Below are 25,404 nucleotides of genomic sequence, written 5' to 3'. Positions count from 1 at the left end.
CCCCAAAAAACTCATGACTAATGACTATTTAATCAAACAGACATGACCAATAACTCGTCTGGTAATAGACTTATCCAAAAATTAGATTTTGACCTTTGGTTTATCAGGCTTTGATATTAATTCGTGGATATGTCTAATATATTCCAGATTCATTTAGGTTAAATTACAGCCAGCCAGTGAAATCTTTAGTAAACTGAGGTAGATTTAAGACCTGAATTCGCGGATTATCTTGGGCGGCTTTGCGTTCTGTTTGGGTATTATAGCCCCAGTCTGCCAAGAAAAGTTTGACATCTTCCAGGTCTGTTTGCTGTTGAACTAACTGCAATGTTTTGAGTCTGTCTTCTACAAACCACAGACTAACTGGTTTTTTGTCAGCTTTGTGAATTAATTCTCGGAGAATTTCGTATTTAGGGCGTTTGACTTCTTTGCCAAAAATCGCTGCTGGGGGTAAATTTACGCCTTCTCGTTGTAATAACTGCTGCACGAAGCGCCCTTCTTTGGTGGTGACAATGTATAATTTTGTCTGACTAGCAATGGTGAGTTTAATTTTTTCCACTACACCCGGATAAAATCTATGCAGACTTAGCCAACCGTCTAAATCTGTGGTAATCCATTCATCCCGCAAGTTGTCTAGTTTTGCACCAATTGTTTGGGACTGGAGATTATGCTCTAATAAAATTTGTGGGGTAATCGTCGTCCACTCCTGAAGAATTTTTGACTCAGAAATTTTATCTACCAAGGCTTTGATTAATACTGGCATTTCCCAACCTGTTTCAATCACAGGTCTGAGGCGATAAAATCTTAAGGCTAAATCATCTGGTGGTGTATTGTCTACGGGTGACCAAATTTGACAATAGGTACGCCATGCGACTTCAAAATATTCAATTAGTCCATCGCAAATTACTCCATCAAAGTCTAAGGCTAAAATTGTGGGACTACTTGCGGTCATTATGTTGACGAATAAACTGCTGTTGTTAGATTAGCTGACAAATTCAAACTACGCAGTATTTTTTGTTAGTATTTCATAATTTATCAATGGGAAATTGGTATCATATCAAGTCCGGTTAATTAGGAATGGGGAGTTAATAAAATACTGAACCTCACCCCCAACCCCTCTCCTTGCTTTCGCGTAGCGTCTCCCTTTGGGAGAAGGAGAGGGGAGAATTTAACTCAAGTAAAAGGCGGGGTGATGTCAAAAATCTTGCTTTGTTAGAACTTATTGAGGATGCCGTTATTTGTGATTTATACTTTTCGTAAAAATTCCGTGTCTGGGACTAAAAAGTAATGCCAAAAGAAATAATCCTGATACGACTAAAACGATGGCGGGACCGGAGGGTAAATTATAAAAGTAGCTGAGGTACATCCCGCTAATACTGGAAATTACACCAATAAATGCGCCTAAAATCATTATTTGATGTAGGCGTTTAACTAAAAGATAGGCTGTTGCCCCTGGTGTGATTAAAAGTGATAATACTAAAATGACACCTACGGTTTTCATGCTGGCAACTATTGTTAAGGCAATGAGCAGCATGAGTCCAAAGTTTAGCCGATTGACTGGCAAACCTGCGGCTTGTGCGCCTAACGGGTCAAAAGTGTAAAATAAAAGTTCTTTATATAGTAAGAAAATAACTATTAATACTATAGCGGCAATAATGGCGGTGTCTCTGACTTCGTTAGCTGTCACGCCGAGAATGTTACCGAAAAGAAAGTGATTTAAATCGATTTTTTGGTCTTTTTGAATAATAGTAATTAAGGTGATACCCAGGGCAAAAAATGCTGAAAGGACTATACCCATTGCCGCATCTTCTTTGATTGGCGATCGCGTTTGAATCCAGGCGATCGCCATTGTACTCACAACTCCGGCTATAAATGCGCCAAAATAGATATTTCCTCCCAGCATAAAGGCGATCGCTAGTCCTGGTAAAACTGAATGACTAATCGCATCACCCAGCAATGCTAATCTTTGCACCATCAAGTAACTGCCCACAACTGCACACAGCAAGCCGACTATAATTGCCACCACGAGCGATCGCTGCATAAAGCTGTATTGCAATGGCTCAATTAATGCTTCTAACATAAATATTTATACGTTTCGCAGAGATAGGGAAAATTTAAGCAGCGTCATCAAAGTACATTACCTGACCGTTATAAGCACGATAGAGGTTTTGCTTTGTCAAAACTTGCTGTCTTACACCTGTAGCGATTAATTCCCTATTTAGTAAAATTAAATCATCAAAGTGGGTAATTGATTCGCCTAAGTCGTGGTTAACTACCAGGACAATTTTACCAGCCGCCGCCAGTTCATGGAAGACTTCAAAAATCACAGTTTGGGTTTTTTGATCAATACCTACCAATGGTTCATCAAAGCAGTATATGTCTGCTTGCTGTGCCAACGCACGGGCTAAAAATACCCTTTGTTGTTGTCCCCCTGATAATTCTCCGATGGGGCGATCGCAATAGTCAAACATTTCCACCCGTTTGAGGGCATTTTTGGTTTCCTGGCGGCTAACTGTGGAAAAACTCCGCAACCAACCTGTCTTTTTTACCCTTCCCATAATCGCTACATCCCAAACTGTAGCGGGATAAGTCCAGTCAATTTGGCTACGCTGTGGGATATATGCAACTTTCTCTAATTGCTGCATTAAAGGTTTTGTTTGATACTGCACTGTGCCGCTACTGAGAGGAACTAAGCCCAGCATGGCTTTCATCATCGTACTTTTTCCCGCCCCATTCGGGCCAAAAATCCCCGTAATTCTGCCTGGTTTGACAATACAGTTAACGTCTCTTAAAGCTTCGTCTGTTCGGTAATGCACCCCGATATGGGCAATATTAATGCTTGCAGTGGTGGGTGTGAGGGTGTCTTGCATGGGGTAGACAGCGTTTAAGGGAAAGTTAACAGTTCTCATTTTGAGGGATACCAAGAAAAATGAAAAGAATATGAGAATAGTATACTTGAAATTATGAGAACAATATGAAAACAAGTGTAACAAGTATATGAAAGTGATTACTCAGTCAAAAGCGAGATTATACGCGCAAGCGGTGGTGGGAGTTTTGTTAGGACTTTCTATCGCAGGGTGTAACCAAGTAGACACTAACCGCACCTCTAGGGGGATAGATGGCCAGCCGCGAGTAGTTGCAACTAGCACCATCATTGCTGATTTGGCTGAAAAAATTGGGGGAGAGGAAATTCAGTTAACTGGTATTCTCCAACCAGGAGTTGATCCTCATATTTATGAACCGAAACCAGCAGACAGCCGGGTTTTAGAAACAGCCGATTTGATTTTGTATAACGGCTATAACTTAGAACCAGGACTGATTAATTTAATGAATGCGGCTGGGGAGAAGGTGCGGAAGATACCAGTGGGGGAAGTTGTCAAGCCTTTACAGTTAGACCAATATGACAGACAAGTTGTGCCAGATCCTCATGTATGGGGTAGTGCAGAAAATGCGATCGCCATGACAAATGTGATCCGGGATGAGTTGATTAAATTATCCCCCGCAGATCAAGCCGAATTTACTCAAAGAGCGTCAGAATTAACTCAGGAATTACAGCAGTTGCATAACTGGATTAATCAACAGATTCAAACTATTCCCGCAGACAAACGCCAACTTGTGACAACTCATGATGCTTTTCAATATTATGGTAAAGCTTATGGGATTGCGATCGCCGGCACATTAATTGGAATTAGCACAGAAGAACAACCCAGCGCCCAAACAGTAACGCGTTTGGTAGAGTCAATCAAAAAAAACAGTGTCCCGGCAATTTTTGCGGAAACTACAATTAATCCAGCGTTAATTACCACCGTTGCCCAAGAAGCCGGTGTAAAATTAGCACCACGTCAACTATACGCTGATTCTATTGGCGCAAAGGGCAGCGAAGGAGATTCTTACATCAAAATGATGGAGGCGAACACCCGCACCATTGTAGAAGCATTGGGGGGCAAATATACGCCATTTCAACCCACAAATTAATTCTAGACAATTTCATTGATACGGGTATACACAGGCAAAACCCGTACAGGCGGGTTTAAATCATATGCGCCCAATATTTTGAGAATAGGCTTTCAAATCTCTAAAAATATATCAACATCCACTTGACCTTGCTTTAAAATATTTCTCAGCGTTCCTTCCCTAATCTCTCGATGATGAGGAATGGTTGTTTTCTGATTAGTTTCTGCGTTAAACCAAATTTCATGATCTCCCTTAGCTGAACGATAAAATTCAAAACCTAATGTTCTCAATTTTCGCGTCACTTCTCGATAAGAGAAACCTGCCAATCTACCCATTAGACCTCCATAATCAGAGGATATTCAAATTGCGATGGTAAGTCTTGTAAATTCAAACTAGCGTTTTTTCCTTTTTCCATATCTAATAGCACCTTAGCTACATCTTCAGCAATTTCCAATGCTTCTTGTAGTGTTTTACCTTCTGCCACTAAACCTTGGATATCATCACTAGTAGCCACAAAATAGTCTTGTCCCTCTTCCGAAAATTTTTCAATATTCAGTCTAATTAATTTTTTCATGTTTTTTATTAATTAACTCAGAATACAGATTAATTCTATCCCTCATAATTCTAGTTGAGTGTATGATAATAATCAATAATAAAAATTTCATTTAAAAGCAAGTTTTTGGGAAATTAGCCAGCAGTATGGCGGATAACACCGAGAAAATAGAATCATTTCGAGCCTTAGCGCTGCAAGTTAAATGTGATGCAGTCAATTTAGCAGGCGATCGCCAAGCAACCAGACAACTGATGCTAAACTCGATCAATCGCTTGGAGCAACAAATCGCTGCTAGTATTGCTTTCATTGGCTTTGACTGTCGTTTAATCGTCTTACCAGAATATTTCCTCACAGGTTTCCCGATGGGGGAACCTTTGGCTGTGTGGGGAGAAAAAGCCTGTCTAGAAATGGCTGGTGCTGAATATGAAGCACTGGGTAAAATTGCTCAGAAACATCACATATTTTTAGCTGGTAACGCCTACGAACTCGACCCCAATTTTTCGGGGTTATACTTTCAAACCAGCTTTGTGATTGACCCTTCTGGATCTATTATTTTACGCTATCGACGGCTAAATTCCTTATTTGCCCCCACACCCCATGATGTTTGGGATAAGTATCTGGATTGCTATGGTTTAGAGGGAGTGTTTCCCGTGGCGAAAACAGCAATTGGTAATTTAGCAGCGATCGCATCAGAAGAAATTTTATATCCAGAAGTAGCACGGTGTCTAGCAATGCGGGGCGCAGAAATCTTTTTACACTCCACATCAGAAGTGTATGACAATACATTCACGCCTAAAGACGCGGCGAAAATCTCTCGTGCAGTGGAAAATATGGCTTACGTAGTCTCAGCTAATACGGCAGGCATAGATAATATTCCCATTCCCGTGGCTTCGGCTGACGGTGGATCTAAAATCATTGATTATCGGGGAAAAGTTCTAGCACAGACCACTACAGGCGAAAGTATGACAGCTTTTACAGAAATTGACTTGGCAGCTTTACGACGCGATCGCCGCCGTCCGGGGTTAAATAATTTACCATCACGCCAGAGATTTGAACTCTACGCCCAAAGTTACAGCCAGTCACACTTTTACCCAGCAAACACCATGCTAAAAGGAGAAGTAGACCGCAAACACTTCATAGAAACGCAACAAAAAACCATTGAACGTTTAGTCACATTGGGCATAATTTAACTTGTAATAGGGGGATGAGACATAAAAACTAACGACTAATGAATAAACCAATCGAAGTCCGTAACCCCAGAACTGGAAAATTTGACTATGTAATTCTCCCGCCGCCCCCCAGGCTGTTAGTACACAAATGTAACCGCGCCCGCAGAGCGCAAATTAACTGGCAAAACATAGGTATAGAAGCGAGAATTGACGCTTTACTCCAATGGAAGCAAGCCATAGTGTCTGGACGTGAACAGCTGACAGAAGCTTTGGTAAGTGATACCGGGAGATTATCAACATCAGTCTTAGAAATAGACTCTTTCCTCGCTAGCATTGACCGTTGGTGTAGGTTAGCACCAGATTTACTAGCAACCTCAGCCAAAAATACAGCCATTCCCTTCATCACCCTGCAACAAACATCAGTACCTTACCCCCTAGTAGGAGTAATTAGCCCGTGGAACTTTCCCCTGTTGCTATCTACAATTGATACTATTCCCGCATTATTGGCAGGTTGTGCCGTCATCGTCAAACCCAGTGAAATTGCCCCCCGCTTCGTCGCCCCACTGATTACAGCCCTCAATACCGTCCCAGATTTGCGTGACGTACTAAGTTTTGCTGAGGGAGCCGGGGAAACAGGTGCTACCCTGATAGAAAATGTAGATTTAGTCTGCTTTACAGGCAGTGTCGCCACAGGACAAAAAGTGGCAGAAGCCGCAGCCAGAAGGTTTATTCCCGCTTTTTTAGAATTAGGGGGAAAAGACCCCGCCATTGTTTTAGAATCAGCCGATTTAGAATTAGCCACCTCAGCAATTTTGTGGGGTTCCGTCGTCAATACTGGACAGTCGTGCCTGTCAATTGAGAGAATTTACGTTGCCGAATCTATATTTGAAGAGTTTTATCATCAACTGGTAGCCAAAGCCCATCGTTTGCAGTTAGCCCATCCCAGAGTTGACAGTGGAGAAATTGGCCCCATCATCGCCGAAAGACAAGCCGCAATTATTCACGACCATCTTCTAGACGCAGTGGAAAAGGGCGCATTAATCCATTGTGGCGGTAAAGTCGAACAAATAGGTGGGGGTTGGTGGTGTCGTCCCACAGTTATCACCCAAGTCAACCATTCCATGAAAGTGATGACAGAAGAAACCTTTGGCCCCATAATGCCAGTCATGCCATTTCCCACAGTTGAGGAAGCGGTATACTTAGCAAATGACTCTATATATGGACTAAGTGCTGCGGTGTTTGCCGAGACAGAAATAGAAGCCTTAGCAGTCGCCGCACAAATCGATGCAGGTGCTATCAGTATCAACGATGCCGCTTTGACTGCCATCATGTACGAGGGAGAAAAGAATTCTTTCAAATTCTCCGGTCTTGGTGGGTCACGCATGGGGCCAGCGTCACTAAAACGCTTCCTGCGAAAAAAAGCATTTTTGATTAAAACTAACTCTAGTCATGACCCTTGGTGGTTTAATAACCATTGAAAGAAATCCCTAGTCAAGCCCACACTACAGGAAAAGTCAAATGTCTATTATTAAAGTAGAAATGCCCGTGATGGCACGCCATGAAGGAGAATGGTCAGGTGTTTATACATTGGTTGATACAGAAGGCAAAATTATCGATAAATACACTTCTCATTTAAGCTGCCAGCTTATCGAAAATCCCCCCTTTTCTTACTACCAAACAAATCGCTATCAATGGCCTGATGGGAGAAAAGAAGAACATATTTTTCCCGGAATATATCGTGACCAAAAGCTATGGTTTGACACTGAACGTCTTGATGGTTGTGCCTGGGAAGTAGACAATGACATTATTATGTTGCGTTTCGCTTTTAAGGGAATACCCGACGCATATTTATATGAAACAATTTTTCTGAGTCCTTGTAATAACTTTCGCTTCCGCACTTGGCATTGGTTTAAAAATCATCAAGTTTACCAACGCACCTTAATACAAGAACAGCGCATATAATTTTTTGAATCAATTATTATCTTTAGGGTGCATCAACATTAGGGAATTTGCCGTTATTTAAATGAATAGAATTGGATTTTTGCCGAAATTATCACCATTGGGGAGGGAAAAAGAATTAAGAGTTTATCCCCATATTCGGAATTATGACGAAGCTGCAAATGTAATTAATACTCAAGCTTTATCAAGAAAATGCATGATCACGTCGATATTCTGAATCAAACTTTGAAACTTCCCTGTGGTGTGGTAATACCTAATCGCTTGGCTAAAGTTGCCATGAGTGAACAGTTAGCTAATTTAAAGAATAGCCCCACAGAAAAATTAATCCATCTATATCAACAATGGGCATTAGGAGGAGCAGGTTTAATTATTACAGGTAATGTGATGATTAATTCCACAGCTTTGATTACATCTCGCGATATTGCAATTCAGGACGAACGCGATTTACTTATACTTCAAAAATGGGCAGATGCAGGTCAAATAAATGGTGGACAAATGTGGATGCAAATTAATCACCCCGGACGGCAGTCTCCCCGTTTTTTATCCCCCCATCCTGTTGCACCATCTTCTATACCCATGAACGTGGCAAAAAAAGCATTTGCCAAACCTATATCTTTAACTGCAACAGAAATCGAAAATCTGGTAGAAGATTATGCCCTCACCGCAGAGATTGCGAAAAAAGCAGGTTTTACTGGAGTTCAAATTCATGCTGCACATGGGTACTTAATTAGCCAATTTTTATCGCCGCTGACTAATCAGCGTGATGACGCTTGGGGTGGTACACCTGAAAAAAGAATGCGATTTCTTGTGGAAACATTTCGGGCTGTACGTAACGCTGTGGGTAAAAATTTCCCCATAAGTATCAAACTCAATACTGCTGATTTCCAAAGAGGTGGCTTTAGTGAACAAGAATCAATGCAGGTTGTGCAAAAGTTAGCAATAGAAGGTGTTGATTTAATCGAATTTTCAGGAGGGTCTTATGAAAAATTGGTCATGGTTGGAGTCGAAAGTTTTCCCCAAAAACAAAGCACTCTTCAAAGAGAAGCCTATTTTTTAGAATACACCTGTAAAGTACGCAACCTAGTTTCTACACCTCTGATGTTAACAGGTGGTTTCCGAACTTCGAGAGCTATGGTTTTGGCAATTGTAGAAGGAAGTGTAGATATGATTGGATTAGGACGACCATTAGCAGTCGATCCATATTTACCAACAAAGATTTTCAAAGGTGAAGCTACAAAATCCCAACTTCAACCACTTAAAACAATTTTTCTCACTAAAGATCAATTGGGCTTTATTGAATTATTCTGGTATACCCAACAAATCCAACGTATTGCATCTGTTAAAAAACCCGCTCAAAACCGCAGTCCCTTAATAGCACTTGTGATTGCTTTATCTACTATATGTGCTGATATTTTTTATCTAACTATGCGAAGATTGATAAAAAAACCATAACTCCCAGTATTTTCAGTTTAAATGTTTACTAAGTTCTAAACAAAATAAATATGGCATTCAAATATTTGCGAATACCTATAGCTTGGCAAAATTTAGTTCATGCCAAAACTCAGTTTTTGATTGCACTGTTATCAGTGAGTTTTGCGGTTACTTTAATGTTTACGCAACTGGGATTTTTTGGAGCGGTTTTAAAGACTGCTACATCTGTTTACGATCACCTCAACTTTGACATCGTTTTGATGTCGAACAAAGCTTTAGAATCTACTGTAGCCCAATCTTTCCCCCGTCAGAGACTATATCAAGCTGCTGGGATAAAAGGGATAGAATCAGTGATGCCTTTTTACATAGCATTTAAACAATGGCAAAATCCTGAAACTAAACTGAGACGACCCATGCTTGTGATGGGTTTTAATCTTCAGGATCAAATATTTAGGATACCTGAAGTTTATACACACACTCAATCATTGCAACGAGAAGGAACCCTTTTACTGAGCCGTTTATCAAGACCGGAATTTGGTCAGCAGAAGGTAGGGTTAAAGACAGAATTAGGGAAGCACAGAGTCGAAGTTGTTGGTTTCTTTAGTATGAACCCCAGTCTGCGAACTGATGGTATCGTTATTATGAGTGATACTGATTTTATACGTATTTATCCAGGGCGATCGCTAAATGATTTAAGTATGGGTTTAATTAAGCTGCACAAGGGTGCAAATGTCAAGTTAATAGTGCAGCAATTGCGCCAAATTTTACCTCGTGATGTTGATGTACTCAGTCAAAAGGAGGCTGAAGCAAAAGACCAACAATATTGGGTTAGTTCAACTTCTGTTGGTTATATTTTTGGTCTAGGAGTTATCTCTGGTTTTATGGTTGGGGCAGTAATTGTTTATCAGGTCTTAAATGCCAATGTTACCGAACATCTTCATGAATATACTACTTTAAAAGCCATCGGTTATAATAATTACCACTTATCTGTTATAGTTTTACAGTCATCCTTTATCTTATCTATTTTAGGTTTTTTACCCGGATTATTTATGAGCTTAGGTATTTATCATTTGACTTATGCCGTAACAAAATTGCCAGTTTATATGACATTCAATCGGATCATTTTAGTGGGGTTACTAACTATTTTTATGTGTAGTATTTCAGCATTAATTGCACTTTGGAAAGCTTTTCTCATTGACCCTGCGGATGTTTTTTAGTATTCATGCGAGTATTTTTATTTAAGATTTCTCTTTCCTGGCGCAATTTAGTTTTTAATAAACAAAGATTTATTGCAGCTTTAGCTGCTATTGCTTTTGCAGTATTTTTAATGTTTATCCAAATTGGATTTCGCAATGCAATGTTGAATAGTAGTGTTCGATTTATCCAATATTTAAATGCTGATTTAATTATGATAAATAAACAAAGATATGTCAGTTTTGTAGAAGAAACATTTCCTAAAACAAGATTATATCAAGCTCAAAGCTTTGCGGAAGTTGAAGCTGCTTACCCATTTTATATTGGTATAGCAATGTGGAAAAATCAGGAATCTTTAAGCGAACGCGGTATCAGAGTTTTTGGATTAGATTTAAATTATTCAACTTTTTCAATTCCACATATTCAAAAGTATAGACAATCTCTGTATTTTCCGGATACTTTACTTGCTGATACCAAATCCCGACATGAGTTTGGTCAGATGCGCGTGAGTACCACGACAGAACTATCTGGACGAAAAATTGAAATTATCGGATTATTTGAATTAGGCACAGATTTTATGGCCGATGGTAACTTGATTACCAGTGACCAAAATTTTTATAGAATATTCGCAGGAAAATTTTCGTGGGGAGAAGGTAATATTCGCACTTCTTTACATGATGTTGACTTAGGTTTAATCAAACTTAAAAAAGGTATCAACCCCGAAAAAATAGCCAATAAGTTAAATGATTTTTTGCCAAAAGATGTCATTGTCTTAGCAAAATCAGCATTTATAAATCGTGAACTCAAATACTGGGATAAAGCTACGCCTATTGGCTTTGTTTTTACTTTAGGAACAATTATTGGTTTTATTGTTGGCTCTATCATTGTTTATGATATCATTTTCAATGATATTGGAGACAATTTAGTACAATATGCTATGCTCAAAGCAATAGGATATTCTAATTCATATTTTAAAAATATTGTAATTTTACAATCACTTATTTTAGCAATCCTCGGTTTTATCCCAGGATTATACTTGAGCATAATCATTTATCAAATAGCTTCAGTCACTACAGGTCTCTTACTAAAAATGGATATCCAATTAATAATTATAGTTTTATTATCGACAATATCTATGTGTATATTATCAGGAATAGTTGCTGTTAGAAAATTGCAATTAATAGCTCCAGCAGAAGTATATTCTCAGAAAAATTAATAGGATTAGAGATATAATGCAGCCAGAACAAGCTATATCAATCCAATATCTAAATCACTACTACGGTATAGGAAAATTAAAAAAACAAATTTTATTTAACATTAATCTTGAAATTGAGCCTGGTGAAATTACAATTCTCAGCGGACCTTCTGGGTCAGGAAAAACTACTTTATTGTCTCTAATTGGCGGATTACGCTCAGTTCAACAAGGAAGTCTCAAACTCTTTTCATTAGAACTATCTGGTGCAAATGGCTATCTTTTAGAGCAAGTTCGTAAACAAATTGGATTTATTTTTCAATCTCACAATTTGCTCAGTTCTTTAACTGCTAATCAAAATGTGCAAATGTCTCTAGTTTTAGACCCGAAAATTACTATGAAACAAGTTCATCAGCAGTCCCAGAAAATGTTGGAAATGGTAGGAATTGGAGACTTTATTAATGCTTTTCCTCACCAACTGTCAGGTGGACAAAAACAGCGGGTTGCAATTGCTCGTGCTTTGGTTCGTCAGCCAAAACTAATTCTTGCTGATGAGCCAACAGCATCTCTGGATAAAAAAAGTGGTCGGGATGTTGTAGAATTAATGCAGCAATTGGCTAAAAAACAAAGCTGTACAATTTTAATGGTGACTCATGACAATCGAATTTTAGATATTGCTGACCGGATAATTGCTCTAGAAGATGGCTGCTTATCTAATTCTAATAAACAATCAGTTTAAATTTTAAAAAATAACTTTCTTTGAGTTTTAAAATCAAAGATGGATTACTGCTGTGACCTCTAAATAGGTCAGATTACCGACTTTTTTACTACTAGCTTGGTCTAAACTAATTTTAACTTCCACAACTCTTGCATCTCTTTTTGCTGCTGGGTCTGTACCAAGAATATCTGTTTTGCCAATTTGTAGACCAATTTCATCCACATTTCCCTGTAATTCTCCAACAAATGCGCTACTAGTAATGGTAGCTTTTTGACCAACACGGACATTACTAACATCTGTTTCATAGACTTCTGCAACTACGTACATTTGGTCTGTTTGTCCTAGCTCAACAATCCCTTTTTGACTGACTGTTTCTCCCGGTAAAGCGTGTATTTTCAAAATTTGTCCGTCTTTAGGTGCTTTTATATATGCTAAGTTCAAGTTAGCTTGCGCTTGTTTAACAGCAGCTTGCACGTTGTTCACCTGTGCTTGAGCTGCTTGTATATCAACTAAACGGACTTCTTTTATACTATTTAAGGTAGCTTTCGCTGCTTTTAATTGTTCTTTTTGAACTTCTTGAATTCGTTTTTGATTTGCTTGTGCTTGGTTTAGTTGTTGCGTAATGCTTTCTACTACCAAACGCCTATTATCTCGAGTAGAGGCAGAAATAGCTCCATTTGCAAACAGTAATTTATAACGATTATCTTCTATTTTAGCATTACTTAATTCTGCTTCTAGTCCGGCAATTTCTGCTTTGAGAATATTCATTTGTCCTATTTTTTCAGACTCTTGGCGAGTAATATTTGCTATTTGAGCATTTACTTCTCCAGGTTTTGCTCCGGCTTTAACTTGAGCTAGATGAGCTTTTGCAACAGCAACCTCTTGTTTTGCTTTCTCTAAGGCTGCTAATAAACGTTCCTGACTATCAAGGATAGCAATTGTTTGACCCACTCGTACTTTATCACCATGTTTTACTAACAGTTTCTCTACTCGGCTCGCTTCTGATATATTAGGTGTCGGTGCTGATAGTTTAATCACTTTATCTTTAGGTTCTAAACGTCCCAAAGCCTTAATTAATTCAGGTTTTTCTATAGTAGTAAAATCATCTTGAAGGATATTTTCTTCACTTCCAACTAAGAAGCTACGATATAGAATAATTCCACCAATTCCACTAATAACTATCAGGGCAAAAACTGTAATATTTACTTGCAGCCGGGAATGCTTTTTAAATTCGGGAATTAGCTTCATTTTCTCAAAATTAATGTTTATTATCAGTGCAAGTAATTGCAATATCTTCTATATACTGATTAAAGTGAGGTTATGAGAATCCTTTATTTCCAAAGCCTTTAAATATTTTAGTAAGAAAATTTTACTTAGCTTGTGTAAAATACTGCCAACCAAGCAACTATACCCGCTCCCTCAATTAACCAGCGAAAGGCTCTATCAGCTTTTTTTCGATAAATTAGCGTCAGAATTATAATATAACCAGCGACTAAAAAGAAACCTAAACTATTTAGTTCTATTGCGACATACCCACCAATTGCTGCTAAAAAAATAGAAATAAATTTTGCTGTCTTTTTACCACAAATAACAGCTAGAGTTTTAGTCCCTACTAAACTGTCACCTTGAATATCACGAATATCATTTAAATTGATTAGTGCAGATACAAAACAGAAAAAGGTTATAGTCAATAATGGGAGACGACCATTCCATACACCTGCTACGGCTTGCGGAATACCAATATTTAAGATAGCCCAGAGAATAGCAACGTAAGGAATTTTTAAACCGGGTAACTGTTTAGGTGCTTTACCACCAGGGAGTATCTTCATACTATATATAAAGGCAAATCCAATGCCACTAAGAATAGGTGGTATTGCTGCTGGACGTAAAATAAGTAGTATCGCAACTATTACAGCTGCGCCAATCATTAAAAAACGTAGTGTCTGTTGGTGTTGAGATATCCAGCGTGTTCTTTCTTGCATATTAGCTTGATCATCTTCATTAGAAGAATCCGTAATTCGGTCAAGGTTGTACATCAAGAATGTCAGAGCAAATATAAGCACCAAGACAGGGAGGTCATATTGTCGCTGTATTAACATTTCAATACTTAAAGCCCACCCCACCGCAGTTACAGCCAAAATAATATTTGAGTATAAAAGCCAACACTCAATAAATTTATAGATGCGGTTTATGGCTTTAGAAGAACTATACACAAGTTACCAAATATACCTAACTCTCAATTGCATTATACCAGCTTTCTGTGAGCCTGGATATAACTGGAGTATGGACTGTTTTATTTTATGGAAGTCCCAGAAATCTTGTTACTTAAAATTCCTAGTCATTAATATGTGCATATGACAATACTGTTCCAAGTTGGGATATATCCCTATCAACTCTGATAAAAGATAAATATCCATCAACTGTTCTGTGTCTAGAAGTAGTGTTATAACTGGGACAATAACCTAAATGATCTTTTGCAAAACGGTAATTTCCTATATCACAATATCCAGCTAAAGCGTATGCCTCTTCATTGTATGATTGAATGATTCCATAGTGACCGTCATAATGTGGCAAGATGGCAAGTAGCCATGTTCCACCCCCATTATTATGTTTCCTTAAAAACTTCTTTTTTGCTATTTCAAATTGAACTGTCTCTGTCTGACCCCAAGGTAATAATTTACTATCCAAAGCTGGAATAAATTCACTTATTCTCGCATCTGGATGATTGGTTTCTGCATATTGGTATTTAAGTGGAACAGGTCCATTTTCCATCCAAAGGATTTCCGTTGGCTCTGCGCCTAAAACTTTCCAAGATTCTACTCTTACCCCTGCGGGAATAAAGGAATAAGAATGTCTATCTAGTCGCCATTCACCAATTTGAATTTCACCAGCAAGTATAAAAATTTCTAAATCAGCGGTAAAGATACCAGATGGCGCTGCAAATTTGGGCGGTAGCACTACTCTTGAAGTAGATGCGCCACAGTCATGCCAAGTCAGTAATCTTCTTCTTCCTGGTAGTACTTTGTCTGGCATTCCACTGATTCGCCATTCTTCTTCTAACACAGTATTTGTATTGAAAAATTGATATTGACGAGGTACATACTCTTTCGATATTGCCGTGCTTCTTCCCGATAGGTTCAAGCGTCCGCTACTATCTCCGCCCCAATCTTCTTTTACAGACGCTACATTTAAAAAATTATCACTTTGATCTTTTTCTGCGAAATTAAAATTTTCATTCTCTTTACCCACCATTTCACATTCTCCATACCTTTGAATTAGTGCTTATATTTCTTTAAAAAGCTAATTTTATATCACTTATACTCAATTTTATTCTAGAAAATCAATTACTACCTTTGCTATTTCTTCAGGCATCTGGTTCATCATGCAGATAGTTCCGCCTTCAATATCAATGAAGTGGCTATGAGGAATTGCGGTTAAAATGAACTCCCTATTATCTGCGTTAGCAAAACCTAATTTTTCTAATTGTTTTACGTCTTCCGTACCAGACAATATTAGGGTGGGAGACTTAATTAAACGCAATCTAGCTTCCATTCTTTGGCAGTAGTCGATAACAGCGAAAGGTGCATACCAAGGATAGCCAAAACATTTTAAATCGTCTAAAATCCAACGGTGATTTAACTCAGCAAAACCTACATAGTTTGCTCTTGCTAACCATCTTTGCATGAGATGGGAACCATCTTCTTGTATATTAAGATTTTCAAATTTCTTCGATAAAGCTGCTTTTGCTTCTTCACTAAAGTTATCTATGTTACATAATATAATTTTTTCAACTCGCTCAGGATAAGCTGCTGCCACTTCTGCTGCTATACAAGCACCAGTATGGTTCCCAAGAATACTTGTGGTTTTTATTCCTAACTCGTCCAGTAGTAAAATAACAGTCTTTGCGTAATCCTCAATTGAGTACATTCTTGGAGGTTTATCGGAATCTCCTAGCCCTAATAAGTCCATAGCGATAACTAGCCGATTCTGAGTCAATATTGGGATTAATTCGCGAAATTCATCACCACTTCTGAAGTTTTGATGAAGTAAAAGTAGGGGATTTCCTTCGCCACTAATACGGTAAAGAATCTGCCCATCTTCAGTATCTAAAAAAGCTCGTTTGATTGGTTTATTCATACTATATTTATCAGTTCATGGGCTTGATCTTAACCTATCACGAATAGTCTAGAATGCACTGAGCAAAGTGACTAGATTTCTGCAAGAGCGGTGTTTTGCTTGGTATTAACGTAAATACCGCCGCCTCGTCCTTAAATGGGAACGTCTAAAGGTTTATTTAGACGCATTCATCGACTTCACGAGAAGTGGCTTCCCACAGGGTACACAAATAATTTATCCTATTTCCTTTATTCTTTCTATGTGTGCTTCTCCCTACAACCCTACCGTGTACACACAAGTCGGTAAATTCTAAGACCCCACCCCTAGCCCCTCCCCGCAAGCGAGGAGGGGAACCGGATTTACAGTTAAATTCTGTTTTTAGGACTGGAAAATCTCTTTAGTTCAGGATGTGTGTACACCGTAGCCCCCGCAAGCGAGGAGGGGACTATAATATACCTCATGTGATTAGGAACGGCTATATGTGCTACGCGATCGCTTGAGCAATACGTTCCTCATGAATTTTCTGATTCATCCAAAAAGGCGCTATAATTTAAACTCTAAAACTGATAGTTAACAAAGTAAAAGCATGGTAAAAGGTGACAAAATAAACTTTTCAACTCCGAGTGGATTTCCAGAATTTCTCCCTAGTGAAAAGCGCTTAGAATTATACTTGTTAGATAATATTCGCAGAGTGTTTGAAAGCTACGGATTTACCCCCATTGAAACACCCGCAGTTGAACGTTTAGAAGTGCTGCAAGCTAAGGGCAACCAAGGTGATAATATCATTTATGGTATTGACCCAATCCTGCCACCAAATCGCCAAGCGGAGAAAGAGAAAGCCGGCGAAACAGGTTCAGAAGCTAGAGCTTTAAAGTTCGACCAAACTGTGCCTTTAGCAGCTTATATTGCGCGTCATTTGAATGAATTAACTTTTCCCTTTGCCCGTTACCAAATGGATGTAGTTTTTCGGGGAGAACGGGCAAAAGATGGACGTTTTCGTCAATTCCGTCAGTGCGACATTGATGTAGTTGCCCGACGTGAACTCAGTTTACTCTATGATGCTCAAATGCCGGCAATTATCACCGAAATATTTGAAGCTGTGAATATTGGTGATTTTCTGATTCGGATCAATAATCGTAAAATTCTAACAGGTTTTTTCCAATCTGTGGGAATTGACGAAACTAAAATTAAATCTTGTATTGGCATTATTGATAACTTAGAAAAAATTGGGGAAGCTAAAGTTAAACAAGCGTTAGAAACGGAAGGAGTTATCCCTGAACAAACTCAAAAAATAATCGATTTTATTAGCATTAATGGCACGGTTGATCAGGTATTAGATAAGCTCAATCATCTTGCTCAAAATCTCCCAGAGGCAGAGCAATTCAATTTGGGAGTAACTGAGTTAGCAACTGTGATTACAGGTGTGCGTAATCTGGGAGTATCTGAAAATCGGTTTTGTATTGATTTATCTATTGCGCGTGGTCTTGATTATTATACGGGGACAGTTTATGAAACAAGTTTATTAGGACATGAAGCTTTAGGAAGTATTTGTTCTGGCGGCAGATATGAAGAATTAGTCGGGACTTTTTTAGGTGAGAAAATGCCTGGTGTGGGTATTTCTATTGGCTTGACTCGGTTAATTAGTCGTTTGTTAAAAGCTGGTATTCTTAATACTTTGTCTGCTACACCAGCGCAAGTAATGGTGGTGAATATGCAAGCAGATTTGATGCCTCTTTATTTAAATGTATCTCAAAATCTGCGTCGGGCTGGACTTAATGTTGTGACTAATTTTGATAAACGCCCATTGGGTAAACAATTTCAACTTGCTGATAAACAAGGAATTCAATTCTGCGTAATTATTGGTTCTGAGGAAGCCGCAGCGCAAAAGTCATCTCTTAAAGATTTAAAGTCAGGTGAGCAAATAGAGGTTAAATTGGAAAGTTTGGCTGGGGAAATTAAAAATAGGCTTGGGTAAATGAAATCTTTTTTTCTCACGCAGAGGCGCAGAGGCGCAAAGGAAGATTTTTTAAGTTGTATGAAAAACCTCGTTAAAAAAGCATTTTTAGATAAGGAATGCGGATTTAATAAAATACAGAACCTCACCCCCAACCTTACTAAGGAGAGGGGAGATTTTGACGCAAGTGAAAGGCTTGGTTTTTTACAAGGATATTGTATTAAGTTTTTATGCAGGCAAAAATTTACAAAAAGCTAATTGCTAAACGGTTGAGTGCAGATTTTAAATCATCTGTGGAAGTTGTGGAGGTTCCTATCCCTGAACTTACAGCTAACGAAGTTTTAATTCGTAACCAATTTGCGGGTGTTAATGGCGGTTTTGATACTTTGCTTTGTCGTGGTGAAGTTCCTTTTGCTAACTTAACTCCCCCATTTGATGTGGGTGTGGAAGCGGTGGGAGAGGTAGTAGCTGTGGGAGAAAATGTTTCAGATTTTACTGTTGGTGATACAGTACAAACTATTGGCCGTGGTGGTGGTTATCGTGAATATCAGGCTGTAGATTCTAAATTAGCATTTAAGGTGCGTGAATCCAGACCAGAGGTGTTAACTTTAATGCCTACAGGTGTATCAGCTTTGGTTGCACTGGAACAAGTCGGTGAGATGAAGAGTGACGAAGTTGTTTTGGTGACGGCTGCGGCTGGTGGGACTGGTCATATTGCTGTACAGTTGGCGAAGCTAGCGGGTAATCATGTGATTGGTACTTGTGGTTCTGATACTAAGGCACAGTTACTTAGAGAATTAGGGTGCGATCGCATTATCAACTATCGTCAAGAAAATCTCAACCAAGTCCTCAAACAAGAATACCCCAATGGCATTAATTTGATTTTTGAGTGTGTGGGTAAAGATGTTTTTGATACCTGCGTTGATAACTTAGCTGTGGGGGGACGTTTAGTGGTGGTGGGTTTTATCTCTGAATATGCGAAGCAGCCAGAACCAGTTACCCAACCCCGCATTTATCAGCAGTTATTTTGGAAAGGTGCTTCTGTCCGTGGCTTTCTCATGCCTCATTATAGTCAACATTTGGCCGAGGCTAGCGATCGCCTATCAAATCTCTTCTACACAGATAAATTAAAAGTTGCTGTTGACCCGACGCAATTCTTAGGTATAGAGTCCATCTCTTCTGCTGTGGAATATCTACTGAGTGGTCAGAACTGCGGTAAAGTAGTTGTGAAATTTTAGCTATCAATAATTTGCATTTCCTTGGGAATAATCACTTCACGAGATAACATAATGTATCTCCTTAATTAGAGGTGAATATGACAGAAGACACAGCAAACACTTTAAAAATTGCTGAAAAAGCATTTGAACATTTTACCCACGGTTTAGCCACAGGGAACTGGGAAGCGTTTTTAGATATGCTTACAGAAGATTTTACCTTTTGGTTCCCAATGGGCAAATTTCACGGGTTAAATGAGGGCAAAGACCGCGCCAGAGAGTTTTTTCAATATGTTTCGCAATCCTTTAATTCCGGTCTTCAGCTAACTTCTTTAGACTCCGTTACCAGTAATGCCACAACTGTTGTTTTTGAGTTTCGTGATGAGGGACTGTTATTCAATCAGCCTTACAAAAATCGGGTAGCGGTTTCTTTTGATGTGCGTGGAGAGAAAATTTCTGGCTATCGCGAATATTTTGGTAGTGATGGTAAATCTTATTAAGAATTATTCAAATACTACTGTTCTATTAGTATATACCAAAACCCGATTTTGTAAATGCAATCTCACGGCTCTTGCTAATACCACTCGTTCCAAATCTTTACCTTTTCTAACTAAATCATCTATTTCATCGCGGTGACTGACTCGCACCACATCTTGTTCAATAATTGGGCCAGCATCTAAATCAGCAGTAGCATAGTGGGCTGTTGCTCCAATAATTTTCACACCACGTTCAAATGCTCGGTGATAGGGATTTGCACCTACGAAAGCTGGTAAAAATGAATGATGAATATTAATGATTTGGGGAAATTTGTCAATAAAATCTGCACTGACAACTTGCATATATTTCGCCAACACCACCAAATCTATTTGATATTTTTCTAGTAGTTCGAGTTGTTGCGCTTCCTGTTCGGCTTTATTATCCTTAGAGATAGGAATGTGATGGAAATCAATGCCAAATTGCTCTGCTACGTCCTGTAAGTTAGCATGATTACTAATTATTAAAGGAATCTCCGCTGCAAACTCTTTGGCGCGTTGTCTCCAAATTAAATCAAATAAACAATGGTCTTGCCGACTTACCCAAATGGCAATACGTGGTATAGTATCGGAAAAGTGCAGTTGCCATGTAGCATCTAAAGGTTGTGCGATCGCATTAAATGCCGGAGCAATCAATTCTCTTGGCAAATTAAATCCATTTAACTGCCATTCAATCCGAGTCAGGAATAATCCAGCTGCAAAATCTGTATGCTGGTCTGCATGGATAATATTTCCGCCATTAGCATAGATAAAATTGGCAAATTTGGCAACTAATCCTCTACGGTCAGGACAGGAAATGAGCAAAGTGGCGGTGGGATTGGTCATGTAACCAGTTCTTAATCTTTAATTTTTAATTGTTTCATTTTCTGGAATTATTTCAGCCTCACTTGTATCTTCAGGTTGTTGCCATTCTGATAGTTGCCGATTTACGGCATTTGCAAAATTTGTAGATACCAGTAGGACATTTATTGTACCATTTTGTGGAGTTGCAGAATCAGCTTGAGCATACAAAAAAGTACCGTTAAAGTTAGATTTACCCAAAATTAGCTGATGAGTTTTTTGATTTTTTAGGTTAATATTAATAGTTGCCAGTGGTTGATTTAAACCAAATTCTTCTCGTTGATTAGCTGGAGTTGATAAAGTGCGATCGCTTTGACCTTTAACTAACAAATCCGTTAAATAAGCAACGATAGCATCATTTGCTGGTTCTGTTGTCGGAGATGTCAGCAACCACTGAGAAGCTTCTGATTCAGTGTTACGTTGTAAATTCAGGCTGATATCTTTGGTTTTGATTGTTAATGACTGGATATCATTTTCTGTAAAGGAGAAAATTTGCTGTTGTTGTGTCTTGACTTCTTCTCGCTGAGTTTTACCTTGAATTTCATAGAAATAAACAAAACCACCCAAACCCAGCGCTAGCAATATTAAAATTAAAGTTGTTTTTGGTAATTTCATCTTTAAGGAATACTAAGTTCAATGAAAGTAAAAAGTAGATAATTTTACTTTTTACTTTTTACTTTTTACTTTTTAATTATCTCCGTCGCCACCAGATAATCGCCGCAGTTGCTAACCCCATTAGAGGTATTAATAACAAAGACGACAATGTTAGAAGATTCGCTTGTACGATGTTCAAATTAATTCGGCGATTTTTTTCTTCTTTGGGGCGAATTGAAAGGGGTTGTTGGTCTTGTTGACTCAACCAAGTAACTGAGTTGAGAAACACATCTCCATTCAGTTGCTGTTGAAATAAGCCATCAGTGGCAAAATCTGAATCTCCTATGACTACTAACCGTGACTCAATCTGAGGTTCTTCAGGCTTTTCTGCGGTTGTGGGAGTGGGGTTAGTCTCACCTTCGATTGTGGGCGATGGTGTGGGTGAAGCTGAGGGAGTAGAGTTAGTTTCACCTTCGATTGTGGGCGATGGTGTGGGTGAAGGCGTAGGGTTAGTCTCACCTTCGATTGTCGGTGATGGTGTTGGTGTGGGTGAAGCTGAGGGAGTAGAGTTAGTTTCACCTTCGATTGTGGGCGATGGTGTGGGTGAAGGACTGGGGTTAGTTTCACCTTCGATTGTGGGCGATGGTGTGGGTGAAGGCGTGGGGTTAGTTTCACCTTCGATTGTGGGCGATGGTGTGGGTGAAGCTGAGGGTGTGGGGTTAGTTGTGGCTGGGATTGTTTTAGTCAAAGCCACACCCAAAGTCAAAGGACCGGGGTTGTCTGTTTCCGGGTCAAAATCTAATTTTTCGCTTTTCTGGTCACTTTCCGCCCAACTTTGAGGATAAGGTTTAGTTTGCAGTAGAGAAATAGCCTCAATCCCAGCTACGGGATTAATTTCTAAAGGTCTTGCTAATCGATAAAAGGAAATACCATCACCAAACTCTTTTGTAATCGGGTGTTGTCCGTAATTGGTGACCAGGGGAACAGCCGGGCCAAGTCCCACACCTGTCCCAGAAACATCCACGGCTAAACGATTATCCAAGTTAATACCCCACTCTTGTAGCAAGCTGTTGAGATTAGTCTCTGTATTGGGGTCAATCATTAATAGTGCATTCCCACCACCATTGAGATAATCTTGCAAGGCTTTGACTTCGTTATCAAATAATTCGCGTTTGGGGCTAGCTACTACAACAACATCTGCATCTTCTGGAACTTGGGATTTTTCTACTAAGTTCAGTGGTAATGCAATGTAATTTCTATCATCTAAGGACTGAATGGCTTGTGAAATTCCCCCCTCACCAGATGTCATCACTTGTTCGCCATGACCTTGGAGAAAATAAACTGAAGTAGTGGTTGTATTAGTAATTTGTTGCAGACGATTTGTTAATCTAACTTCTGACAAGCGTTCATTGACATTTAAGGTTTGTACTAATTGGCGGTTATCTCCAGATTCCAGGTAAACTTCCCCATAGTTTTTCACAGTAAATTTGTTTGCTAGGGTCGGTTGCGCTTGGGGATCAATATACTCAAACTGAAAATTTGCACTTTGTCGCCGATAGTTTTCTAATAGTTCCCTGTCTTGGGGATTTCTATTAACATCAAATATCCATACTTTCACTGATTGGGGTAAGCTACGTACTAATTCTTTTGATTGAGGGGCTAGGGTAAATAACTGGGCTTCTGTTAAGTCTTGACGCAGGTTGTAGCGAGTACCTAAAAAGTTAATTAAGCCTAAAATTACGAAGACAGCGACGGTTGCAATTAAGGCATTAGTACTAGCTTGAGTAGAACGGCGATTCCACCATTGATTTCGCTGACTTTGCAATACTATCCACAAACCACTGATGACAGTTCCCATAATCAGAAAGACTAAGGGAATAATTCCCCAGTTTCCCGAAACTAATCCAGAGGTTAAGCCCACAGCCAGTAAAAAGGGGCCTAGCCAAAATAAATATTTTCCAAGTTTGTTTGTTTTGATAGTCTTCATGCTATTTGTCATTAGTTAAACAATTTTGGATTTTAGATTGCCGTTAGCGAAGCGTACCCAGCGCAACGAATATTTTAGATTGAAAGTGAAAAAATCCGTTAATCCAAAATCCAAAATCCAAAATTTAAAATCTAAAATTGGTACGGTCATTTAATTAACTACTAACTACCGACGTTGAAAGCGCAGTGCGTCAATTGACTGGGCTGTGAGAAAGATGCCCAAAAAAATGTAACTGGTAAATAAAATCAAGGCGCTGGTATCGAAAATCCCTTGGATCAGGGTATTGTAATGTTTTAATAATGAGAAATGACCTACAATTTCTCCGACTGGCCCACCTATACTTTTGGCAATCACATCAACAAACAATAACAATAAAACGAGGGCGAAGGTGAGGACAGCAGATAAAATTGTGCTGTCGGTGAGGGAGGATATAAACATTCCTAATGATAAAATTGCGGCTGCTAGCAAGATTAAGCCCAAATGTCCCAGTAGGGGAATTGTCGGCGACATGGGAGGATTTGACGCACTGATGGCGATCGCCTGAAATACGAACAAGGGTATAATCAACGTGGTAAAAAATGTCAGCACTCCTAATAATTTACCTACAGCTACCGCCCAGTTAGTGACTGGTGAGGTGGCTAAAAGTTCCAAAGTGCCGCGCTTGCGTTCTTCGGCATAAAGTCCCATTGAGAGAATTGGCAAAATAAATAACAATAGCCAACCTAATCTATCCAAAAATGCCCGCACAAACTCGTAGGGAACATCGATGGGCGGTATTGGTACGCCTAGTTGTTGTCCTTGTAAATCTATTTGGGCGACGGCTGACAAAATTCCATCTGGCCCCAGCAAAATCATCACAAAGAATAATCCACCGATGAACCAAAATACACTAGCGATCGCATAAGCTAACGGCGAGATAAAATAACTCTGTAACTCTCGGCGATAAATGGCAATAATATTACTCAGTACTATACCCATTTATGCGGCTTCTCCTTCGTTGGTTTCTGAGTCTGCAAGGGATTCTAAATTTTTTTCTTCTGTAGTCAATTGCAAAAATACATCTTCTAGGGTAGCGCTGACACGTCGCATTTCATGTAATCCAAATCCGACATTCAGCAAAGTTGCAGCAATATCCTGTCCTGGTTCCATTCCAGGTTGTGATATCACCCGCAGGTAGGCGCGGTTGTCTCTCGATGGGTGATGACTAGAAACAGATTCTACCAGACTCACACCTGGGACATTTTGCAACACTTGTTTTGCTAGACCAGTGTCACCTTCAATTTCTAATTCATATCCTGACCCGCTGGCCAACTGGGTCATCAGATTTTCTGGTGTATTAGTTGCTACTAATTTCCCCTGATTGATAATAGCGACCCGGCTACAAGTCATACTCACCTCTGGCAAAATGTGGGTAGACAAAATAATTGTGTGAGTCCCAGCCAAGCTTTTAATTAAATTGCGGACTTCAATAATTTGTCGGGGGTCAAGTCCGACGGTGGGTTCATCTAAAATAATCGCCGGTGGGTCATGGACGATCGCTTGAGCAATGCCGACTCTTTGGCGATATCCTTTGGATAGTTTGCGAATAATGACTTTACGCTTATCTTCTAAGTTGCAGCGTTCTATGGCTGCTGTTACCTTGTTGGTGCGATCGCCTGCGGAAATACCCTTAATTCGGGCGACAAAATGTAAAAACCCTTCCACGGTCATTTCTGGATATAACGGCGGTGTCTCAGGCAAATAACCAATGCGTTGGCGGACTGCGAGGGAATCATCATTGACATCAAACCCAGCAATTCTCGCTTTTCCCTCTGTGGCTGGAAGATAACCGGCTAAAATCCGCATGGTTGTAGTTTTACCAGCACCATTCGGCCCTAAAAACCCCAAAATTTCCCCAGGTTCGACGCTAAATGTCACATCATTAATAGCTGGGGTAGAACCATAGGTTTTACTGAGATGTTCTACTTCAATCATCTTGATTAGGCGATCGCTCAGATAT

The 25,404-nt window shown here is 39.3% G+C and carries 25 protein-coding genes; 11 read left to right on the top strand and 14 right to left on the bottom strand.

Annotated features, from left to right (window positions below; genetic code table 11):
• Positions 1-163: 163 nt before the first annotated feature.
• The 3 genes from AACX33_RS06505 to AACX33_RS06495 form a co-directional block, all read right to left on the bottom strand.
• Positions 164-949 (bottom strand): HAD family hydrolase, encoded by a 786-nt coding sequence (locus AACX33_RS06505; RefSeq protein ID WP_193998203.1) that lies wholly within the window; start codon positions 947-949, stop codon positions 164-166.
• Positions 950-1,231: 282 nt separating this feature from the next.
• Positions 1,232-2,077: a metal ABC transporter permease gene (locus AACX33_RS06500; RefSeq protein ID WP_193998202.1), complete on the bottom strand. Its 846-nt coding sequence runs from the start codon at positions 2,075-2,077 to the stop codon at positions 1,232-1,234.
• 34 nt (positions 2,078-2,111) lie between these two features.
• Complete coding sequence (locus AACX33_RS06495) at positions 2,112-2,906, bottom strand: metal ABC transporter ATP-binding protein (RefSeq protein WP_193998201.1); 795 nt, start codon at positions 2,904-2,906, stop codon at positions 2,112-2,114.
• A gap of 88 nt (positions 2,907-2,994) precedes the next feature.
• Between AACX33_RS06495 and AACX33_RS06490 the strand changes: the two genes are divergently transcribed.
• Positions 2,995-3,972 carry a metal ABC transporter substrate-binding protein gene (locus tag AACX33_RS06490; RefSeq protein WP_193998200.1) on the top strand — a complete coding sequence of 326 codons (978 nt, stop codon included), beginning with the start codon at positions 2,995-2,997 and terminating at the stop codon, positions 3,970-3,972.
• Positions 3,973-4,064: 92 nt separating this feature from the next.
• Here the strand turns inward: AACX33_RS06490 and AACX33_RS06485 are convergent, their stop codons facing one another.
• Together AACX33_RS06485 and AACX33_RS06480 are read right to left on the bottom strand one after the other, a co-directional pair.
• Positions 4,065-4,286 (bottom strand): type II toxin-antitoxin system HicA family toxin, encoded by a 222-nt coding sequence (locus tag AACX33_RS06485; RefSeq protein ID WP_193998199.1) that lies wholly within the window; start codon positions 4,284-4,286, stop codon positions 4,065-4,067.
• The gene (locus AACX33_RS06480) at positions 4,286-4,525 is read right to left on the bottom strand and encodes a type II toxin-antitoxin system HicB family antitoxin (protein WP_193998198.1); all 240 of its coding nucleotides are present in this window, start codon (positions 4,523-4,525) and stop codon (positions 4,286-4,288) included. Before AACX33_RS06480 ends, AACX33_RS06485 begins: the two co-directional genes overlap by 1 nt.
• A gap of 125 nt (positions 4,526-4,650) precedes the next feature.
• Here AACX33_RS06480 and AACX33_RS06475 point away from each other — a divergent pair, with 125 nt between their 5' ends.
• The 7 genes from AACX33_RS06475 (at position 4,651) to AACX33_RS06445 (ending at position 12,188) form a co-directional block, all read left to right on the top strand.
• Entirely contained in the window at positions 4,651-5,694 is a 1,044-nt protein-coding gene (locus tag AACX33_RS06475; RefSeq protein ID WP_193998197.1) for a nitrilase-related carbon-nitrogen hydrolase, read from the top strand.
• Positions 5,695-5,732: 38 nt separating this feature from the next.
• The gene (locus AACX33_RS06470) at positions 5,733-7,151 is read left to right on the top strand and encodes an aldehyde dehydrogenase family protein (protein WP_193998196.1); all 1,419 of its coding nucleotides are present in this window, start codon (positions 5,733-5,735) and stop codon (positions 7,149-7,151) included.
• A gap of 40 nt (positions 7,152-7,191) precedes the next feature.
• A complete protein-coding gene (locus AACX33_RS06465; protein WP_193998195.1) occupies positions 7,192-7,635 on the top strand; it encodes a DUF3598 family protein in 444 nt (147 codons plus the stop codon).
• A gap of 189 nt (positions 7,636-7,824) precedes the next feature.
• A complete protein-coding gene (locus AACX33_RS06460; protein WP_193998194.1) occupies positions 7,825-9,084 on the top strand; it encodes an NADH:flavin oxidoreductase/NADH oxidase family protein in 1,260 nt (419 codons plus the stop codon).
• 50 nt (positions 9,085-9,134) lie between these two features.
• On the top strand, positions 9,135-10,280 hold the full coding sequence (gene devC / locus AACX33_RS06455; protein ID WP_193998193.1) for an ABC transporter permease DevC: 1,146 nt from the start codon (positions 9,135-9,137) through the stop codon (positions 10,278-10,280).
• 5 nt (positions 10,281-10,285) lie between these two features.
• Positions 10,286-11,473 carry an ABC transporter permease DevC gene (devC, locus tag AACX33_RS06450; protein WP_193998192.1) on the top strand — a complete coding sequence of 396 codons (1,188 nt, stop codon included), beginning with the start codon at positions 10,286-10,288 and terminating at the stop codon, positions 11,471-11,473.
• A 16-nt stretch (positions 11,474-11,489) separates the two neighbouring features.
• Entirely contained in the window at positions 11,490-12,188 is a 699-nt protein-coding gene (locus tag AACX33_RS06445; protein ID WP_193998191.1) for a DevA family ABC transporter ATP-binding protein, read from the top strand.
• 33 nt (positions 12,189-12,221) lie between these two features.
• Here AACX33_RS06445 and AACX33_RS06440 read toward each other — a convergent pair whose 3' ends face one another.
• The 4 genes from AACX33_RS06440 to AACX33_RS06425 form a co-directional block, all read right to left on the bottom strand.
• Positions 12,222-13,457, bottom strand: a complete 1,236-nt coding sequence (locus AACX33_RS06440; RefSeq protein WP_227788885.1) for an ABC exporter membrane fusion protein — start codon at positions 13,455-13,457, stop codon at positions 12,222-12,224.
• Between the two features lie 83 nt (positions 13,458-13,540).
• A complete protein-coding gene (locus tag AACX33_RS06435) occupies positions 13,541-14,380 on the bottom strand; it encodes a UbiA family prenyltransferase (protein ID WP_193998190.1) in 840 nt (279 codons plus the stop codon).
• 121 nt (positions 14,381-14,501) lie between these two features.
• The gene (locus AACX33_RS06430; RefSeq protein ID WP_193998189.1) at positions 14,502-15,419 is read right to left on the bottom strand and encodes a DUF4437 domain-containing protein; all 918 of its coding nucleotides are present in this window, start codon (positions 15,417-15,419) and stop codon (positions 14,502-14,504) included.
• A 75-nt stretch (positions 15,420-15,494) separates the two neighbouring features.
• The gene (locus AACX33_RS06425; protein WP_193998188.1) at positions 15,495-16,304 is read right to left on the bottom strand and encodes an alpha/beta fold hydrolase; all 810 of its coding nucleotides are present in this window, start codon (positions 16,302-16,304) and stop codon (positions 15,495-15,497) included.
• 565 nt (positions 16,305-16,869) lie between these two features.
• Between AACX33_RS06425 and hisS the strand changes: the two genes are divergently transcribed.
• From hisS to AACX33_RS06410, 3 genes are all read left to right on the top strand, one after another.
• Positions 16,870-18,258: a histidine--tRNA ligase gene (gene hisS, locus AACX33_RS06420; RefSeq protein WP_193998187.1), complete on the top strand. Its 1,389-nt coding sequence runs from the start codon at positions 16,870-16,872 to the stop codon at positions 18,256-18,258.
• A 209-nt stretch (positions 18,259-18,467) separates the two neighbouring features.
• Positions 18,468-19,475, top strand: coding sequence for a zinc-binding dehydrogenase (locus AACX33_RS06415; protein ID WP_193998186.1), 1,008 nt, complete (start codon positions 18,468-18,470; stop codon positions 19,473-19,475).
• Positions 19,476-19,552: 77 nt separating this feature from the next.
• Complete coding sequence (locus AACX33_RS06410) at positions 19,553-19,951, top strand: nuclear transport factor 2 family protein (protein ID WP_193998185.1); 399 nt, start codon at positions 19,553-19,555, stop codon at positions 19,949-19,951.
• 3 nt (positions 19,952-19,954) lie between these two features.
• Here the strand turns inward: AACX33_RS06410 and purU are convergent, their stop codons facing one another.
• The 5 genes from purU to AACX33_RS06385 form a co-directional block, all read right to left on the bottom strand.
• Complete coding sequence (gene purU / locus AACX33_RS06405; protein WP_193998184.1) at positions 19,955-20,809, bottom strand: formyltetrahydrofolate deformylase; 855 nt, start codon at positions 20,807-20,809, stop codon at positions 19,955-19,957.
• An 18-nt stretch (positions 20,810-20,827) separates the two neighbouring features.
• Entirely contained in the window at positions 20,828-21,439 is a 612-nt protein-coding gene (locus AACX33_RS06400; protein ID WP_193998183.1) for a DUF4340 domain-containing protein, read from the bottom strand.
• A 76-nt stretch (positions 21,440-21,515) separates the two neighbouring features.
• Positions 21,516-23,405, bottom strand: coding sequence for a GldG family protein (locus AACX33_RS06395; RefSeq protein WP_227788892.1), 1,890 nt, complete (start codon positions 23,403-23,405; stop codon positions 21,516-21,518).
• Positions 23,406-23,570: 165 nt separating this feature from the next.
• Complete coding sequence (locus tag AACX33_RS06390; RefSeq protein ID WP_193998181.1) at positions 23,571-24,383, bottom strand: ABC transporter permease; 813 nt, start codon at positions 24,381-24,383, stop codon at positions 23,571-23,573.
• On the bottom strand, positions 24,384-25,379 hold the full coding sequence (locus AACX33_RS06385) for an ABC transporter ATP-binding protein (protein ID WP_193998386.1): 996 nt from the start codon (positions 25,377-25,379) through the stop codon (positions 24,384-24,386). It abuts the gene before it with no gap.
• Between the last annotated feature and the right edge of the window lie 25 nt (positions 25,380-25,404).

It is taken from the genome of Nodularia sp. LEGE 04288 (genome assembly GCF_963896525.1).
Classification (GTDB): Bacteria; Cyanobacteriota; Cyanobacteriia; order Cyanobacteriales; family Nostocaceae; genus Nodularia.
Note: the sequence above shows the minus strand (reverse complement) of the source record. Positions and strands in the feature narration are given on the sequence as shown.